Origin of the sequence: Cellulosimicrobium sp. SH8 (assembly GCF_025818875.1) — a bacterium.
Taxonomy (GTDB): Bacteria; Actinomycetota; Actinomycetes; order Actinomycetales; family Cellulomonadaceae; genus Cellulosimicrobium; species Cellulosimicrobium cellulans_D.
On sequence record NZ_JAMXMH010000003.1, the window covers coordinates 136,600 to 153,312 of the forward strand.

At 72.6% G+C, this 16,713-nt stretch carries 16 protein-coding genes; all 16 read right to left on the reverse strand.

Annotation, left to right across the window (positions count from 1 at the left end; genetic code table 11):
- Nucleotides 1-125 precede the first annotated feature (125 nt).
- Nucleotides 126-1,607, reverse strand: coding sequence for a F0F1 ATP synthase subunit beta (gene atpD / locus NF338_RS05585; RefSeq protein WP_264029883.1), 1,482 nt, complete (start codon nucleotides 1,605-1,607; stop codon nucleotides 126-128).
- A 91-nt stretch (nucleotides 1,608-1,698) separates the two neighbouring features.
- Nucleotides 1,699-2,595 carry a F0F1 ATP synthase subunit gamma gene (locus NF338_RS05590; RefSeq protein WP_264029884.1) on the reverse strand — a complete coding sequence of 299 codons (897 nt, stop codon included), beginning with the start codon at nucleotides 2,593-2,595 and terminating at the stop codon, nucleotides 1,699-1,701.
- Between the two features lie 2 nt (nucleotides 2,596-2,597).
- On the reverse strand, nucleotides 2,598-4,229 hold the full coding sequence (gene atpA / locus NF338_RS05595; RefSeq protein ID WP_087469519.1) for a F0F1 ATP synthase subunit alpha: 1,632 nt from the start codon (nucleotides 4,227-4,229) through the stop codon (nucleotides 2,598-2,600).
- Nucleotides 4,230-4,338: 109 nt separating this feature from the next.
- On the reverse strand, nucleotides 4,339-5,154 hold the full coding sequence (locus tag NF338_RS05600; protein ID WP_264029885.1) for a F0F1 ATP synthase subunit delta: 816 nt from the start codon (nucleotides 5,152-5,154) through the stop codon (nucleotides 4,339-4,341).
- The gene (locus tag NF338_RS05605; RefSeq protein ID WP_087469521.1) at nucleotides 5,154-5,756 is read right to left on the reverse strand and encodes a F0F1 ATP synthase subunit B; all 603 of its coding nucleotides are present in this window, start codon (nucleotides 5,754-5,756) and stop codon (nucleotides 5,154-5,156) included. Before NF338_RS05605 ends, NF338_RS05600 begins: the two co-directional genes overlap by 1 nt.
- Nucleotides 5,756-5,983 carry an ATP synthase F0 subunit C gene (locus NF338_RS05610; RefSeq protein ID WP_024839300.1) on the reverse strand — a complete coding sequence of 76 codons (228 nt, stop codon included), beginning with the start codon at nucleotides 5,981-5,983 and terminating at the stop codon, nucleotides 5,756-5,758. The genes NF338_RS05605 and NF338_RS05610 overlap by 1 nt, the downstream gene beginning before the upstream one ends.
- Nucleotides 5,984-6,091: 108 nt before the next feature.
- Nucleotides 6,092-6,949: a F0F1 ATP synthase subunit A gene (atpB, locus tag NF338_RS05615; RefSeq protein ID WP_264030052.1), complete on the reverse strand. Its 858-nt coding sequence runs from the start codon at nucleotides 6,947-6,949 to the stop codon at nucleotides 6,092-6,094.
- Nucleotides 6,950-7,113: 164 nt separating this feature from the next.
- The gene (locus NF338_RS05620; RefSeq protein ID WP_264029886.1) at nucleotides 7,114-7,650 is read right to left on the reverse strand and encodes a hypothetical protein; all 537 of its coding nucleotides are present in this window, start codon (nucleotides 7,648-7,650) and stop codon (nucleotides 7,114-7,116) included.
- Nucleotides 7,647-8,900 carry an MraY family glycosyltransferase gene (locus NF338_RS05625; RefSeq protein WP_264029887.1) on the reverse strand — a complete coding sequence of 418 codons (1,254 nt, stop codon included), beginning with the start codon at nucleotides 8,898-8,900 and terminating at the stop codon, nucleotides 7,647-7,649. The genes NF338_RS05620 and NF338_RS05625 overlap by 4 nt, the downstream gene beginning before the upstream one ends.
- Nucleotides 8,897-9,625, reverse strand: a complete 729-nt coding sequence (locus NF338_RS05630; RefSeq protein WP_087469524.1) for an L-threonylcarbamoyladenylate synthase — start codon at nucleotides 9,623-9,625, stop codon at nucleotides 8,897-8,899. The genes NF338_RS05625 and NF338_RS05630 overlap by 4 nt, the downstream gene beginning before the upstream one ends.
- Nucleotides 9,622-10,611, reverse strand: coding sequence for a peptide chain release factor N(5)-glutamine methyltransferase (gene prmC / locus NF338_RS05635; protein WP_264029888.1), 990 nt, complete (start codon nucleotides 10,609-10,611; stop codon nucleotides 9,622-9,624). The genes NF338_RS05630 and prmC overlap by 4 nt, the downstream gene beginning before the upstream one ends.
- Nucleotides 10,604-11,707 carry a peptide chain release factor 1 gene (prfA, locus tag NF338_RS05640; RefSeq protein WP_264029889.1) on the reverse strand — a complete coding sequence of 368 codons (1,104 nt, stop codon included), beginning with the start codon at nucleotides 11,705-11,707 and terminating at the stop codon, nucleotides 10,604-10,606. Before prfA ends, prmC begins: the two co-directional genes overlap by 8 nt.
- A 162-nt stretch (nucleotides 11,708-11,869) precedes the next feature.
- Nucleotides 11,870-12,088 (reverse strand): 50S ribosomal protein L31, encoded by a 219-nt coding sequence (gene rpmE, locus NF338_RS05645; protein ID WP_087469526.1) that lies wholly within the window; start codon nucleotides 12,086-12,088, stop codon nucleotides 11,870-11,872.
- A 166-nt stretch (nucleotides 12,089-12,254) separates the two neighbouring features.
- Complete coding sequence (rho, locus tag NF338_RS05650; protein WP_264029890.1) at nucleotides 12,255-14,417, reverse strand: transcription termination factor Rho; 2,163 nt, start codon at nucleotides 14,415-14,417, stop codon at nucleotides 12,255-12,257.
- Nucleotides 14,418-14,679: 262 nt separating this feature from the next.
- Nucleotides 14,680-15,606, reverse strand: a complete 927-nt coding sequence (gene thrB / locus NF338_RS05655) for a homoserine kinase (RefSeq protein WP_264029891.1) — start codon at nucleotides 15,604-15,606, stop codon at nucleotides 14,680-14,682.
- Nucleotides 15,606-16,709: a threonine synthase gene (thrC, locus tag NF338_RS05660; protein WP_264030053.1), complete on the reverse strand. Its 1,104-nt coding sequence runs from the start codon at nucleotides 16,707-16,709 to the stop codon at nucleotides 15,606-15,608. Before thrC ends, thrB begins: the two co-directional genes overlap by 1 nt.
- Nucleotides 16,710-16,713: the final 4 nt, after the last annotated feature.

A 16,713-nucleotide genomic window follows, 5' to 3' on the forward strand; every position in this document is an offset into this window, starting at 1 on the left:
CTTCATGGGCGGTTCAAGCCCGGCGTGGTGTCCGGGACGACGCCCGGCCCGCATGACGCGGACCGGGTCCGGGTGCGACGCCCGCGGGGCCGGGCCGAGCGGCCCGGCCCCGCGTGTGCGTCGGATCAGGCGCCGTACTCCTGCTGGATGCGCGCCCAGTTGCGCTCGAGGTCCTCGAGGCCGCCGATGTTGAAGAACGCCTGCTCGGCGATGTGGTCGAACTCGCCGTCCGCGATCTTCTTGAACGCCTCGATGGTCTCGCTCAGCGGGACGGTCGAGCCCACGACACCGGTGAACTTCTCGGCCATGTAGGTGTTCTGGGAGAGGAACTGCTGGATACGACGCGCACGCGCGACGACCGTCTTGTCCTCCTCCGAGAGCTCGTCGACACCGAGGATCGCGATGATGTCCTGGAGCTCCTTGTTGCGCTGCAGGATCGACTTCACGCGCGTCGCGACGTCGTAGTGCTCCTGGCCCACGTAGCGCGGGTCGAGGATGCGGCTCGTCGACGCGAGCGGGTCCACCGCGGGGTACAGACCGCGCGAGGCGATCTCACGGGAGAGCTCCGTCGTCGCGTCGAGGTGCGCGAACGTCGTCGCCGGCGCCGGGTCGGTGTAGTCGTCCGCGGGCACGTAGATCGCCTGGAGCGACGTGATCGAGTGACCACGCGTCGAGGTGATGCGCTCCTGGAGCAGACCCATCTCGTCCGCGAGGTTCGGCTGGTAGCCCACCGCGGACGGCATGCGGCCGAGCAGCGTCGACACCTCGGAGCCCGCCTGCGTGAAGCGGAAGATGTTGTCGATGAACAGGAGGACGTCCTGCTTCTTCACGTCGCGGAAGTACTCCGCCATCGTCAGCGCGGAGAGCGCGACGCGAAGACGCGTGCCCGGGGGCTCGTCCATCTGGCCGAAGACGAGCGCCGTCTTGTCGAAGACGCCGGCCTCCTCCATCTCGACGATGAGGTCGTTGCCCTCACGCGTGCGCTCGCCGACGCCGGCGAACACGGACACACCGCCGTGGTCCTGCGCGACACGCTGGATCATCTCCTGGATGAGGACCGTCTTGCCGACGCCCGCACCACCGAAGAGGCCGATCTTCCCACCCTGGACGTACGGGGTGAGGAGGTCGATGACCTTGATGCCCGTCTCGAACATCGTGGTCTTCGACTCGAGCTGGTCGAACGCCGGGGGCTTGCGGTGGATCGGCCAGCGCTCGGTGATCTCGACGGTCTCGCCGGGAGTCCCGTTGAGCACGTCGCCCGTGACGTTGAAGACCTTGCCCTTGGTGACGTCGCCGACGGGCACGCTGATCGGCGCGCCGGTGTCGGTGACCTGGGCACCGCGGACGAGGCCGTCCGTCGGCTTGAGGGCGATGGCGCGGACGAGCGAGTCACCCAGGTGCTGGGCGACCTCGAGCGTGAGCGTGAACGACTTCTCGCCCTCGCCCTGCGACGAGAGGTCGATCTCGACGGTCAGCGCGTTGTAGATGTCGGGGATCGCGTCCGCCGGGAACTCGATGTCCACGACGGGGCCGATCACACGAGCGACTCGGCCCACGCCGGGACCGCTGGAGTGCTCGACCTGTGCTTCCACGGTGGTGGCGGTCATTGCTGGCCTCGCTTCGCAGTGCCGGAGTGGTCCCCGGCGGTGTCGGTCAGGATGTCGGTGATGGTGCTGGCCGCGCGGGCCGTGCGGCCCGTCATGACGCCGCCAGGGCGTCGGCACCCGAGACGATCTCGCTGATCTCCTGGGTGATGTCCGCCTGACGCGCCTGGTTCGCCAGCCGCGTGTAGTTGCGGATGAGGTCCTCCGCGTTGTCCGTCGCCGTGTGCATCGCCCGCTGACGTGCCGCGAGCTCGGACGCCGCCGCCTCGAGGAGGCAGCTGAAGATCCGGCTGCGCACGTAGCGCGGGAGCAGCTCGTCGAGCACGGCCTCGGGCGAGGGCTCGAAGTCGTACAGCGGGAGCACGTCGTGCTTGCCCGCCGGTGCGACGCCCTCGACGACCTCGAGCGGGAGCATCCGCACGACGCGCGGGCGCTGCGTGACCATGTTGACGAACTGCGTGTAGACGATGTGCAGCTCGCTCACGCCGCCCTCGGCCGCCGGCGCGAGGAACGCCCCGAGCAGGGCGTCCGCGATCTCGCCCGCGACCTCGGAGTTCGGCGCGTCCGACCCGTACGACCACGAGCCGGCGAGCTCGCGCCCGCGGAACGTGTAGTACGTGATGGCACGACGGCCGGCACCGTAGAGCGCGACCTCCTTGCCCTCGGCCACGAGACGCTCGACGAGGCGCTCCGTCTCGCGGATGATCGACGCCGAGTAGGCACCGGCCATGCCGCGGTCGGAGGCCACGACGAGCACCGCCACGCGGTTCGTGTCCGTGCGCTCGCTCGTCAGCGGGTGCTTCGTCGACGTGTGCGTCGCGACGGCCGACACGGCCCGGGTGATCGCCCGGGCGTACGGCGCCGCGGCCGCGGTGCGGTCGCGCGCCTTGCCGATGCGCGACGCGGCGATGAGCTCCTGCGCGCGGAACATCTTCTTGAGCGACTGCGTCGACTTGATCCGCTGCTTGTAGACGCGCTGGGATCCGGCCATCGTCAGGCCCTCTTCTGCCGGACGATCTGCTCCTGCTCGATCTCCGTCTCGGCCTCGTCCTCGGTGTCCCCACCGACGAGCGGCGTGCCGTCACCCGTGAGGAAGCCGGAGCGGAACACGTCGACCGCCGAGGAGAGCTGGGCCTCGGTCTCGTCCGACAGCTTGCCGGTCTCCGCGATCGTCGACAGGACGTCCGTGTTGCGGCGCAGGTGGTCGAGCAGCTCGGACTCGAAGCGACGCACGTCCTCGACCGGGACGTCGTCGATCTTGCCCTTGGTGCCGGCCCAGATCGACGCGACCTGGTCCTCGACCGGGTACGGCGAGTACTGGCCCTGCTTGAGCAGCTCCATGAGGGCCGCGCCGCGCTTCAGCTGGCCGCGCGAGGCCGCGTCGAGGTCGGACGCGAACATCGCGAACGCCTCGAGCGAACGGAACTGCGCGAGCTCGAGCTTCAGCGTGCCGGAGACCTGCTTCATCGCCTTGACCTGTGCGGCACCACCGACGCGGGACACCGAGATGCCGACGTCGACGGCGGGGCGCTGGTCGGCGTTGAACAGGTCCGACTGGAGGAAGATCTGGCCGTCGGTGATGGAGATGACGTTCGTCGGGATGTACGCCGAGACGTCGTTCCCCTTGGTCTCGATGACCGGCAGGCCCGTCATCGAGCCGGCGCCGAGCTCGTCCGAGAGCTTCGCGCAACGCTCGAGCAGGCGGGAGTGCAGGTAGAAGACGTCACCGGGGTACGCCTCGCGGCCCGGCGGGCGGCGCAGCAGGAGCGACACGGCACGGTAGGCCTCGGCCTGCTTCGACAGGTCGTCGAACACGATGAGGACGTGCTTGCCGCCGTACATCCAGTGCTGGCCGATGGCCGAACCGGTGTACGGGGCGAGGTACTTGAAGCCCGCCGGGTCGGACGCGGGGGCCGCGACGATCGTCGTGTACTCGAGAGCGCCGGCCTCCTCGAGCGCGCCGCGCACGGCCGCGATCGTGGAGCCCTTCTGGCCGATGGCGACGTAGATGCAGCGGACCTGCTTCTCGGGGTCGCCCGACTCCCAGTTGGCCTTCTGGTTGATGATCGTGTCGATCGCGATCGCCGTCTTGCCCGTCTGGCGGTCACCGATGATCAGCTGGCGCTGGCCGCGACCGATCGGGATCATCGAGTCGATCGCCTTGAGACCGGTCTGCAGCGGCTCGTGGACCGACTTGCGGTCCATGACGCCGGGCGCCTGGAGCTCGAGGGCGCGACGGCCCTCCGTGGCGACCTCGCCGAGGCCGTCGATCGGGTTGCCCAGCGGGTCGACGACGCGACCGAGGTAGCCGTCGCCGACGGCGACGGAGAGGACCTCGCCCGTCCGGCGGACCTCCTGGCCCTCCTCGATGCCGGTGAACTCGCCGAGGACGACGACACCGATCTCGCGGACGTCGAGGGTGAGGGCGAGACCCAGGGTCCCGTCCTCGAAGCGCAGCAGCTCGTTGGCCATCGCGCCCGGCAGACCCTCGACCTGGGCGATGCCGTCGGCGGCCAGGGTGACCCGGCCCACCTCCTCGGACACGGCGCCCTCGGGCTCGTAGGACTTCACGAAGCTGTCCAGAGCGGCCCGGATCTCCTCCGGCCGGATCGTCAGCTCAGCCATTGCTCTTCTCCTGTCGTGGCCGCACCTCGTGGTTCGGGTGCGGTCGAACGTTTGTCGGTTGTGCGGCCGGTGGCCGGCAGGACGGTCGTCGGTCGGAAGGGTCGGCTCGTCAGCTCACGAGGCGTCGGCGCGCGTCGGCGAGCCGGGAGAGCACGGTGGAGTCCACGACGTCGGCGCCCACCTGGACGCGCAGCCCACCGAGCACGGCCGGGTCCACCGTCACGTTGAGCTGCACGGCGCGCCCGTAGGCCCGCTCGAGCAGTCCCGCGAGGCGGTCGAGCTGTGCCTGCGTGAGCACCGCGGCCGAGGTGACCGAGGCGACGAGGCGCTGGCGACGCTCGGCCGCGATCTCCCCGATCCAGCCCAGCGTCGGGACGAACCGGCGACCGCGCAGCGCGCGCGTCGCGTGGACGGCGAGCACCTCGGTGACGCGGTCGACCTTGCCGTCGAGGAGCGCGTGCACGAACGCCGCGCGCCGCTCGGGAGCGGTCGTGTCGTCGGAGAGGACCTGCCGCGCCTCGCGCTGCCCGACGAGCGCGCGCGAGGTCCGGAACAGCTCGTCCTCGACCGTCTCCAGCGCACCGCGGGCCTCGGCCGACGCGAGGACCGCGTCCAGGCCCAGTCGCTCGGTCGCGTCCGCGAGGTCGCCCTCACGGGTCCAGCGCGACCGGACCAGTCCGGACACGAGGTCCACGACCCGACCGTCGAAGCCCGACGCGAGGACCGCGGACACGAGGGCCGCCTTGTCCGCGCCGGACCGCGAGGGGTCTGCGAGCGAGCGCCGCAGCGGCGCCGACTCGTCGAGCGCCGCGGTGACCGCGAAGAGCTGCTCGCCCAGCGCGAGCGCGCCCTCGCCCGCCGAGCGCAGGACCGGCTCGAACCGGTCCCGCGCCTGCGTGAGGGACTCGCCGCTCGTTCCGCGCATCAGCGCTCCTCGGCAGCCGTGCCCGCCGCGCTCGCCGCCGCGGGACCCGCGGCCTCGAGCTCGTCGAGGAACCGGTCGACGACGCGGCTCTGGCGCGCCGAGTCGGCGAGCGACTCGCCGACGATCTTCGAGGCGAGCTCCGTCGCGAGCAGACCGACGTCGTTGCGCAGCGAGACCGCGGCCTGCTGACGCTCGGCCTCGATCTGGCGGTGCGCCGTCTCGACGATGCGCGCGGCGTCGTCGGACGCCTTGGTCCGCAGGTCGGCCACGATGGCGCCGCCCTCGGCACGCGCCTCCTCGCGGATCTTCGCGGCCTCGGCCCGAGCCTCCTGGAGCTGCTGGTGGTACTCGGCCAGCGCCGCCGCGGCCTCGGCCTGGGCGGACTCGGCCTTGGCGAGCCCGCCCTCGATCTTCGCGGTGCGCTCGTCGAGGATGGCCTGGAACTTGGGCAGGACCGCCTTGTAGAAGACGATCGCGATGACGACCATGATGACGGTCGACCAGAGCAGGTCGTACCCGGCCGGCAGGAAGAGCTCGATGCCCTCGTGCTCCTCGCCCGTCTCCGCCGCGATGGTGAGCGCGGCGTCAGCCAGCGCCGTCATCAGAACAGGAAGCCGGCGACGAGACCCAGCAGCGCGAGCACCTCGACGAACGCGACACCGATGAACATCGTCGCGCGGAGCTGCCCGGCGACCTCGGGCTGGCGGGCCATGCCCTCGATGGTCTTGCCGATCAGGATGCCGAGGCCGATGCCCGGGCCGATCGCGGCGAGGCCGTAACCGACGGTGCCGATGTTGCCGGTGACCTCAGCGAGAGTGGTGACGTCCACGATTGCTCGTTCCTTCCGTTGGGCGCCCGACCGGATGACCGGGCGTCGCGTTGGTGCTGCGCTTGATGGTGTGTCTGGTGGAGCGGAGTCGGTGCACGACCCGGGGGGTCAGTGCTCCTCCTCGAGCGACATGTTGATGTACACGGCGGCGAGGAGCGCGAAGATGTAGGCCTGCAGGAAGGCCACGAGGATCTCGAACAGCGTGATCGCGAAACCGCCGGCGAACGTCAGGGCGCCGAACGCCTTCATGGCGGGGACCGCCTCGAAGACGAAGTACTGCGTCGCCGCGAAGCAGAGCACGAGCATGATGTGCCCGGCGATCATGTTGGCCGCGAGTCGGATCGCCAGCGAGGCGGGCCGGATGATGAGGATCTGCAGGAGCTCGATCGGCGTCACGATCAGGTAGATCGGCGCCGGCACCCCCGGGGGGAAGAGGCTGTTCTTCAGGTAGCCGCCGAGGCCGTGCTTCTTGATGCCGACCGCCCAGTAGGCGACGAACACCCAGAGTGCGAGCACGATCGGCAGGCCGATGCGCGAGGTCCCGGCCAGGTTGAGGCCCGGGATGACGCTCGTGATGTTGAACGCGAGGACGGAGAAGAAGATCGTCGCGATCATCGGGACGAAGCGCTTGGCGTTCTCCTTCCCCATGATCTCCTCGACGATCTGCACCCGCACGAAGTCGATGAGCATCTCGAGGGCGTTCTGGAGCCGACCGGGCACGAGCCGCGCGCGGCGCGCACCGGCGACGAAGATCGCCAGCAGGACGATCGTCGCGACGATGCGGATGATCCAGATCCGGTCGATCTGGAAGATCGTGTCCTCGAAGAGGATGGCCGGAGGGAAGAAGTCGGCGATCGACGGCGCGTGGAAGCCACTCTCGCCCTCGGAAGCAGCGAGGAGCACGGGGGTCGCAAGCGTGGACAGGGTGGACTCCCAATGGTCGTGTGGTCCCGGCAGCCAGCACATTGTTGTGGGCACGCCGTCGGACCTGGCCGTCATGGATTCGCCAGTAGCCTAACGCATGGATCGGCATGGTCCCGCCGATCCTGGCCTGCTTGTGACTTTTTGCTCATGCGAGCGGGACGCGGTTCCTGGTAGTGCGACGCGGCCGCCCCGCACGGAGCTCCAGGTCAGCGTTCGGCAGGTTCCACGTAGGGGATCCGGCCGCGGCTCACGGCCCGGTAGTCGAGGACGGCGGAGCCGATCACGCCGACGAGCAGGACGCCCGCGAACACCCACCGGTCGTAGAAGTCCATGCCCCGCAGCACGACGAGGACCGCGATGAGCACGACCATCTTCGCGAGCCAGCTCCCCATGACCACGGCCGCGGTGGTCGTCGGGCTCGCGTCGACGGTCCGCAGCATGACCCACACCGTGGTCGCGGAGAAGACCAGGGCCACGCCCACGCCGAGCAGGGCACCCCAGACCCCCGGGAGCCCCGACACCAGCGCCCCGATCGCGACCCCGAGGACGGTGAGCGCGCCCAGGAGCACGAGGACGTCCCGCAGCGCCCTGCGGAACACGACGCGCACGGCCTGCCCCTGCGACCCGAGCGTGGGTTCGGCAGCCGTGCCGCCGGCGTGCTCGTCGGCACCCTCGGCGGACGGACGGGCGACCTCTGGCCCCGCGTCGTCCGGGCGTGCGGGCTCGGGCTGGCTGGTCGTCATCTCAGGGCTTCCTTCGGCGGGGTGGGGACGGCGGGCGCCGAGGGGGCGGCCGTCTCGGGCGGGACGTCGTCGGAGGTGGTGGCGAGCGGCACCGGCGCGGTGGAGGTCGCGGCGTCGTCGTCGAGGAACCGGCCGCGCGTGCGCAGCGGGCCGAGCGTGAGGACCGCGGAGACCAGGACGGCGACGGCGAGGCCGACGGCCACGCCGTGCCAGTGCCACTGGACGAGCGCGACCGCGGCGAACGCGAACACGGCCGTCCAGACGTAGAGGATGAGGACGGCGCGCCGGTGCGAGTGCCCGATCGCGAGCATCCTGTGGTGCAGGTGCATGCGGTCCGGGTGGAACGGCGACTTCCCGCGCGCGACCCGGCGCACGACCGCCATGCCCATGTCGAGCAGGGGCAGGAGGATCACCGCGAGCGGCAGCAGGATCGGGATGAACGCCGGGATCTGCTGAGCGCCGGAGAGCGCGTCGGTCTCGATCTTGCCGGTCACGACGATGGCCGCGGCGGACATGACGAGCCCGAGGACCATCGAGCCCGAGTCCCCCATGAAGATGCGCGCGGGATGGAAGTTGTGCGGCAGGAAGCCGACGCAGACGCCCACGAGCGCGGCGATCACGAGGGTCGCGAGGCTCGAGTAGTCGTCGGCGCTCGCCTTCTGCGTGAGCACGTACGAGTAGACGAAGAACGCCGTGCCGCCGATCGCGACGAGCCCGGCGGCGAGCCCGTCCAGGCCGTCGACGAAGTTCACCGCGTTCATCGCGACGACCACCACGAGGATCGTCGCGGCGAGCTGGAGGCGCGAGGACCAGATGAGCTGCTGGTCGCCGATCCCGAGGGGCAGGCGGTACAGGACGACGCCCTGCGTCGCCATCAGCCCGGCCGCGAGCACCTGGCCCGCGAGCTTCGTCATCCAGTCGAGGTCCCAGATGTCGTCGGCGATCCCGAGCAGGCAGACGATCGCCGCCCCGCCCACGATCCCCCAGATCCTCGGGTCGGCCACGAGCCGGCCCGCGACCTCGCCCACGAACACGCTCTCGAGGAACGGCATCTGCGACGCGAAGACCACCGCCACCACGAGGCCCAGCAGCATGGCGAGCCCGCCGAGCCGGGGGGTCGGGATCGTGTGGACGTCGCGGTCGCGCACGGCGGTGATCGCGCCGGTGCGCAGCGCGACCCAGCGCGCGAAGGGCGTCGTGAGGAACGTCACCACGGCGGCGACGAGCATCACGAGCAGGTAGACCCTCACCCGCCGTTCGCCTCCGGCTCCCCGGCGTCGTCGGAGGTGGGAGCGTCGGAGGTCGCGGCGGCGGGCGGGTCGTCCGGCGCGTCGTCGGGGCCCGCGACGTCCGCGACCTCACGGAGCCGGTCGAGCGTGACCGCACCCTGGCGCACGACGCGCAGCGTGTCCGATGTCGCGTCGACGATGGTCGACGCCACCCCGCCGGGTGCCGTCCCCCCGTCGAGGTAGACCGCCACCGGGTCCCCGAGCTGCTCCCGCGCGTCCTCGACGTCGAGGGCCGCGGGTCTGCCGGTCGCGTTCGCCGAGGACACCGCGAGCGGGCCCGTGCGGCGCAGGAGCGCGAGCGCGGCCGGGTGGTCGGGCATGCGCAGCGCGACGGTCCCGTGCGTCTCCCCCAGGTCCCACGCGAGCGAGGGCTGGGCGCGCAGGATGATCGTGAAGCCGCCGGGCCAGAAGGCCTCGACGAGGCGGCGCGCGGCGTCGGGCACGTCCGTGGCGAGGCCGTCGAGCGTGCGCGCGTCCGGCACGAGCACGGGCGGGGGCATCTGCCGGCCCCGGCCCTTGGCCGCGAGGAGCGCGGCGACGGCCTCCGCGTCGAAGGCGTCGGCGCCGATGCCGTAGACGGTGTCGGTGGGCAGCACGACGAGGCCACCGCGGGAGATCGCGTTGACCGCCTCGTCGATGCCGGCGCCCCAGGTGTTCGGGTCGGTCACGGGGTGGACGGAGCTCACGGGTCCATCCTTCCACGCCCACGGGCAGGCTCCGGGTCGTCGGCGGGCTCCGGCCCTGATCGCCGGGCCACGACCATGCGGTCGCGTCCCGTGAGGTCGGCGACGGTGCGGACGTCGACGAACGCGCCGGTCGCCGCGACCATGTCCCGCGCGGCCGCGGCCTGGACCTCGGCGTGCTCCATGACGTAGAGGCCGCCGGGGCGCAGGAGCCGCGCGGCCGCGGTGGTGATCCCCCGCGGCACCTCGAGACCGTCCGGCCCGAGGCCGTAGAGCGCCACGCCGGGGTCGTGGTCGGCCACCTCGGGGTCGCGCGGGACGGCGCCGGGGGGCACGTACGGCGGGTTGGACACGACGACGTCGACCGTGCCGTCGAGACCGCCGACGTCGACGCCCCCGGCGAGCGCCGTGCGGGCGTCCCCCCGCACCAGGTGCACGACGACGCCGCCCGCCTCGCGCGCGGCCGTCACGTTCCGCTCGGCCCAGGCGTGGGCGGACGCGTCGAGCTCGACCGCGTGCACGTCGGTCCCGGCGACCTCCGTCGCGACGGCGAGCGCGATCGCCCCCGAGCCGGTGCACAGGTCGACGACGGTCGCGCGTCCCGCTCCGGCCACGACCGTCCGGGCCTCGTCGACGGCGACCTGCGCGACCTGCTCGGTCTCGGGCCGCGGGACGAAGACGCCCGGCCCGACGGCCAGCTCGAGGTGCCGGAACGGCGCGGTGCCCACGAGGTGCTGGAGCGGCACGCGCTGCGCGCGCCGGGTGACGAGCTCGGTGAGGGCGGGCGCGACGTCGTCGGGGACGGGCGTGCCGAGGATCGCGCGACGCGCCACGTCGCTCCGGGGCACCACGAGTGCGTGGGCGAGCAGGAGCTCGGCGTCCGCGCGCGCCGAGGGCACCCCGGCGGCGTCCAGGACGGCCGTCGCCCAGCGCAGCCAGGCGGAGGTGCGGGCGTCCGACGGCGGGGTCGGACCCACCGGCTCAGGCATCGCCGGCGCTCGCGAGGCGGGCCGCCTCGTCGGCCTCGACCGCCGAGCGCACGACCGGGTCGAGGTCGCCGTCGAGCACCTGGTCGAGGTTGTACGCCTTGTAGCCGGTGCGGTGGTCCGCGATGCGGTTCTCCGGGAAGTTGTACGTGCGGATGCGCTCGGAGCGGTCCACGGTCCGGACCTGGGAGCGGCGCAGGTCGGCGGCCTCCGCGGCCGCGGCCTCCTGCTGGGCGGCGAGCAGGCGCGCGCGCAGCACGCGCATGGCCTGCTCGCGGTTCTGGAGCTGGGACTTCTCGTTCTGCATCGACACGACGATGCCCGTGGGCAGGTGGGTGATGCGCACGGCGGAGTCGGTCGTGTTGACGGACTGCCCGCCGGGTCCCGACGAGCGGTAGACGTCGATGCGCAGGTCGTTGGGGTCGACCTCGACCTCGCCCGCGTCCTCGACCTCGGGGAACACGAGCACGCCGGCCGCCGACGTGTGGATCCGGCCCTGCGACTCGGTCACGGGGACGCGCTGGACGCGGTGCACGCCACCCTCGTACTTGAGGTTCGCCCAGACGCCGTCGGCGGGGTCGGTCGGCGTGCTGCGCGCCTTGACCGCGACCTGGACGTCCTTGTAGCCGCCGAGGTCGGAGTCGGTCGACTCGAGGACCTCCGTCTTCCACCCTCGGCGCTCCGCGTACCGCAGGTACATGCGCAGCAGGTCGCCCGCGAACAGGGCGGACTCCTCGCCGCCCTCCCCGGCCTTGATCTCGAGGATGACGTCGCGCCCGTCGTCCGGGTCGCGCGGGACGAGCACGCGGCGCAGGCGCTCGCGCGCCTCCTCCTCGGCGGCGCGCAGGCCGGGGAGCTCCGCGGCGAACGCGTCGCCGTCCTCGCCGCCGAGGGCCGCGAGCTCGGCGGCGGCCTCCGCGTCGTCGCTCGCCTCCCGCCATGCGCGGTACGCACCGACGACCTGGTTCAGTTCGGCGTAGCGCCGCCCGAGCGTGCGCGCGCGGCCCGCGTCGGCGTGGACGGTGGGGTCGGCGAGCTGGGCCTCGATGTCGGCGTGCTCGGCCAGCAGCGGCTCGACGGCGGCGAACGACTCGGTCACGGACGGCTCCTCGGGGACGGGCGGGTCGCGGTCGTCGGCACGGGGCTCGACCGCGCGAGGATCGGGAGGATCGCTCGGGCAAAGCAACAGCGCCGGTGGTCCGAGCGCGCCGACTGCCCCTGGAGAGGTTGTCGGGCTCGGACCACCGGCGCTGCGGTGTCGCTACTTGTCGGCGGCCTTCTTGCCGTAGCGGGCCTCGAAGCGGGCCACACGGCCACCGGTGTCGAGGATCTTCTGCTTGCCCGTGTAGAACGGGTGGCAGGCGCTGCACACGTCGGAGCTGATCTTGCCCGACGTCTCGGTGCTGCGCGTCACGAAGGTGTTCCCACAGGTGCAGGTCACCTCGGTGAGGACGTACTCGGGGTGGATACCAGACTTCACGGTTTTCTCCTTGGGGTGACGTCTCCGGGTCAGGTGCGGCGACCGCACCTGTGAACCGGCGACAGGCGGCCTGACGGACGCAGGCCGACGAACCATTGTGCCAGAACGCGCGAGCGCCCCGGGAACTTCCCGGGGCCGCCCGCCGTCGGCTCCTGCCGGACGACCGTCAGATCGTGCGGCCGACGTTGTCGTCGTCCGCGAGACCACCGGGCGTCGTCTTCTGGACGTGGAGCAGGAACTCGACGTTCGTCTGCGTCTTCTTGAGCTGGCCGAGCAGCAGCTCGATCGCCTGCTGCTGGTCGAGCGCGCCCATGACGCGACGGAGCTTGTAGACGATCTTCAGCTCGTCCTGCGACAGGAGGATCTCCTCGCGGCGCGTGCCGGACGCGTTGACGTCCACGGCCGGGAAGATGCGCTTGTCGGCGAGGTTCCGGGAGAGCCGCAGCTCCATGTTCCCGGTGCCCTTGAACTCCTCGAAGATGACCTCGTCCATCTTCGAGCCCGTCTCCACCAGCGCCGAGGCGAGGATCGTCAGCGAGCCGCCGTTCTCGATGTTGCGGGCCGCGCCGAAGAACCGCTTGGGCGGGTAGAGCGCGGACGCGTCCACACCACCGGACAGGATGCGGCCCGACGCGGGCGCCGCGAGGTTGTACGCGCGCGACAGGCGGGTGAGCGAGTCGAGGAGCACCACGACGTCCTGGCCGAGCTCGACCAGGCGCTTCGCGCGCTCGATCGCGAGCTCGGCGACGATCGTGTGGTCGGACGCGGGGCGGTCGAACGTCGAGGCGATGACCTCGCCCTTCACCGTCCGCTCCATGTCCGTGACCTCTTCGGGCCGCTCGTCCACGAGCACCACCATGAGGTGGACCTCGGGGTTGTTGGCCGTGATCGCGTTGGCGATCTGCTGCATGATGATCGTCTTGCCGGCCTTGGGCGGCGCGACGATGAGGCCGCGCTGGCCCTTGCCGATCGGCGCAACGATGTCGATCACGCGCGGCGTCAGACGCGTCGCCTCGGTGTTCTCCAGACGCAGACGGTCCTGCGGGTACAGGGGCGTGAGCTTGGTGAACTCGGGGCGCTGGCGCGCCTCGTCGGGCGACATGCCGTTGACGGTGTCCAGGCGCACGAGCGCGTTGAACTTCTGGCGCGCGGTGTTGCCCTGGTTCTCGCCCTCGCGCGGCTGGCGCACGGCGCCCGTGACCGCGTCGCCGCGGCGCAGGCCGGCCTTCTTCACCTGGCCGAGCGAGACGTAGACGTCGTTCTGGCCCGGCAGGTACCCGCTCGTGCGCACGAACGCGTAGTTGTCCAGGATGTCGAGGATGCCCGCGACGGGGAGCAGGACGTCGTCCTCGCTGACCTCGATGTCGTCGAGGCCCGCGACGTCCGGTCCCTGGCGGTTGCGGCCACGCTTGCGGTCGCGCTCACGGCCACGGTCACGACCCCGGCGACGGCGGCCGCCGCGCTCGTCGTCGAGCAGCTGGCGGTCGTCGCGGCGGTCGGACTGGCGCTCGCCGCGGACCTGCTGGTTGGCCTGCTGGCCTCCCTGCTGGTCGCGCTGACGGTCGCCGCCCTGCTGGTCACGCTGACGCTCGCCGACCTGCTGGTCGCGCTGACGGTCGGCGCGCGACGCGTCACCGTCGCCCTCGCCCGTCCGGGGGGCGCCGGCGCCGCGGCCCGCGCGACGCGAGCCCCGCTCGCCCGTGACGAGGCCGACCGCCGCGGCGGCGCGCGCGGCGCGCTCGTCGGCGGACTCGTTCGAGGCGTCGCGCGTGCGCACGCCCTGCTCGCCGAGCGCCTCCGCGACCGCGGCAGCGGCCTCCGAGCGGGAGTCGCGACGACCGTCACGACGCTCGGCACGCGGCTCCCCGCGCTGTTCGGTCCGCTGCTCGTCGGAGCGCACCGGCAGGTCGAGCACCGGAGCGGCGGTGCGCTCCTCGCGGCTCGCGGCCGACGGTGCGTCCTGGCGCGCCGGCGCCGCCGAGTCGGTGGTGCCCGTCGGGCTCGCGGCGGGCCGCTCGGCGCGGCGGCTGCGGCCGCGCCCGGAGGCGGCAGGCGCCTCGCTCGTCTCACGGACCGCGGCGCTCGCCCCGTCCGTGTCGCGCCGCGGCGCGGCGGGGCGCTCGGAGGCGCCCTGCTCGCCGGTGCGGGCGCGGATGACGTCCACAAGATCGCCCTTGCGCATCTTGGACGTGCCCTTGACCCCGAGCTGCGAGGCGAGAGCCTGCAGCTCCGGGAGGCGCAGCGTGGAGAGCGCGCCGGTCCGGGCGTTCCCGCCGGCAGCGGCCGAACCGGTCGCGCTGCTCGTGGCGGTGTCGATGGTGTCTGTCACGAAGGACCCTTCCCCCTCGTTTGCGCCCGCCGCTCAGAGGGCGGGCCGCGGGTGGTCGACGCCCGGCCGTGACGGCCGGTGCGTAGGTGTCGCCACGCGTCAGTGGTACGACGACGTCATCTGACGCGGGGCTGGATTGCCTTCTCTCGGACTGCTCGGTCGCAGCACACCCGGTGGGTGAGAGCGCGCTCTGCGTGCGGATGTACTGGTGCGAGAGCGTGACCGAAGGCTGACAATCATCCTAGCACCGGCGCACCCGAGGTCAGAGCCGGTCGGCCACGACGCCCCGCGTGTCGACGTCGAGGCGGTGCACCGCCCAGTCGGCGGTCCCTCCGACGAGCGTGTCCGCGACGCGCGCGACCTCCTCCAGGCCGTCCGCCGTCGACAGCACGAGCACCGTCGGACCGGCCCCCGAGACGGTCGCGGCGAGTCCGCGGTCCCGCAGCGCCTGGACGAGCTCGAACGACGACGGCATGACGTCGGCCCGGTACGCCTGGTGCAGCCGGTCGTCCGTCGCGTCGAGCAGCAGGTCGGGCCGCCGGGTGAGCGCCTCGACGAGGAGGGCGGCGCGCCCGGCGTTGAAGGCGGCGTCTGCGTGCGGCACGTGCGCAGGGAGCACGCCTCGCGCCCGGCTGGTCGCGAGGCGGGCGGAGGGCACCAGCACCGTGGCCCGGACGTCGTCGTGCACGTCGAGCCGCACCGCGCGGGGGCCCCCGGCGTGCCCGGCGTCCCACGCGACGGTGGCGCCGCCCAGGAGCGCGGGCGCCGCGTTGTCGGGATGTCCCTCGATCGCCGTCGCGAGGCCGAGGACCACGTCGTCGTCGAGGACCGACGGGTCCGCGACGAGCGCCCGCGCCGCCACGATGCCCGCGACGACGGCAGCCGCCGAGGAGCCGAGGCCCCGCCCGTGCGGGACACGGTTGGTGCAGGTCAGGTGCAGGCCGGTCTGCGGCGCGCCCGCCACGTCGAGCGCCGCGCGCAGGGCCCGCACCACGAGGTGCGTCTCGTCGCCGGGCACCTCCCCCGCGCCCTCGCCCTCGACGTCCACCACGACCTCGTCGCTGGCGAGCGCGCGCACCTCGAGCACGTCGTGGAGCCCGAGCGCCAGGCCCAGCGCGTCGAAGCCGGGGCCGAGGTTGGCGCTCGTCGCCGGGACGCGCACCCGCACGTGGTCCGCGCCGAGCTGCATCAGTCGAGCCCGAGGGCGTCGGCGATGGACACGACGTCGGCGCTCACGCGCGTCGGGGTGACGTCGCTGCCGTCGAGCGTGCGCAGCGCCCACTGCGGGTCCTTGAGCCCGTGGCCCGTGACCGTGACGACGATGCGCGCACCCGCGGGGACGAGCCCGCGCTCCGCGCGCGACAGGATCCCGGCGACGCCGGCGGCCGACGCGGGCTCGACGAACACGCCGACCTCGCTCGACAGGACCCGGTGGGCCGCGAGGATCTGCTCGTCCGTGACGGCCTCGATGACGCCGCTCGACTCGTCGCGCGCCGCCTCGGCGAGCTCCCACGAGGCAGGGTTGCCGATGCGGATCGCGGTCGCGATCGTCTCCGGCTCGGTGATGGGGTGGCCCGCGACGATCGGCGCGGCGCCCGCCGCCTGGAAGCCCCACATCTGCGGGACGAGCGTCGACACGGCCGGCAGGCCCTCGCCCGCGTGGCCGGGGGCGCCCTGACCGGCGTACTCCCGGAAGCCCTTCCAGTACGCGGTGATGTTCCCCGCGTTGCCGACGGGCAGCGCGTGGATGTCGGGCGCATCGCCCAGCGCGTCGACGATCTCGAACGCGCCGGTCTTCTGGCCCTCGATGCGGTCGGGGTTCACGGAGTTGACGAGCTCGACCGGGTAGGCGTCGGCGAGCTTGCGCGCGGCGACGAGGCAGTCGTCGAAGTTGCCGTCGACCTGGAGCAGGCGCGCGCCGTGCGCGATCGCCTGGCTGAGCTTGCCCATCGCGATCTTGCCGTCCGGGACGAGCACGGCGCACGTCATCCCGGCACGCACCGCGTACGCGGCCGCCGAGGCGGACGTGTTGCCCGTCGACGCGCACACGACCGCCTGCGCGCCGCGGCCCGCGGCGGCGGAGATGGCCGCCGTCATGCCGCGGTCCTTGAACGACCCCGTGGGGTTCATGCCCTCGACCTTGACGAAGACCTGGGCACCGGTGCGCTCCGAGAGCGCCGGGGCCTCGACGAGGGGCGTGCCGCCCTCGCCGAGCGTGACGACGCGCTCGGACAGGTGCGCGGGCAGACGCTCACGATACTCGGCGATGATTCCCTGCCACTGGTGTACCACCTGG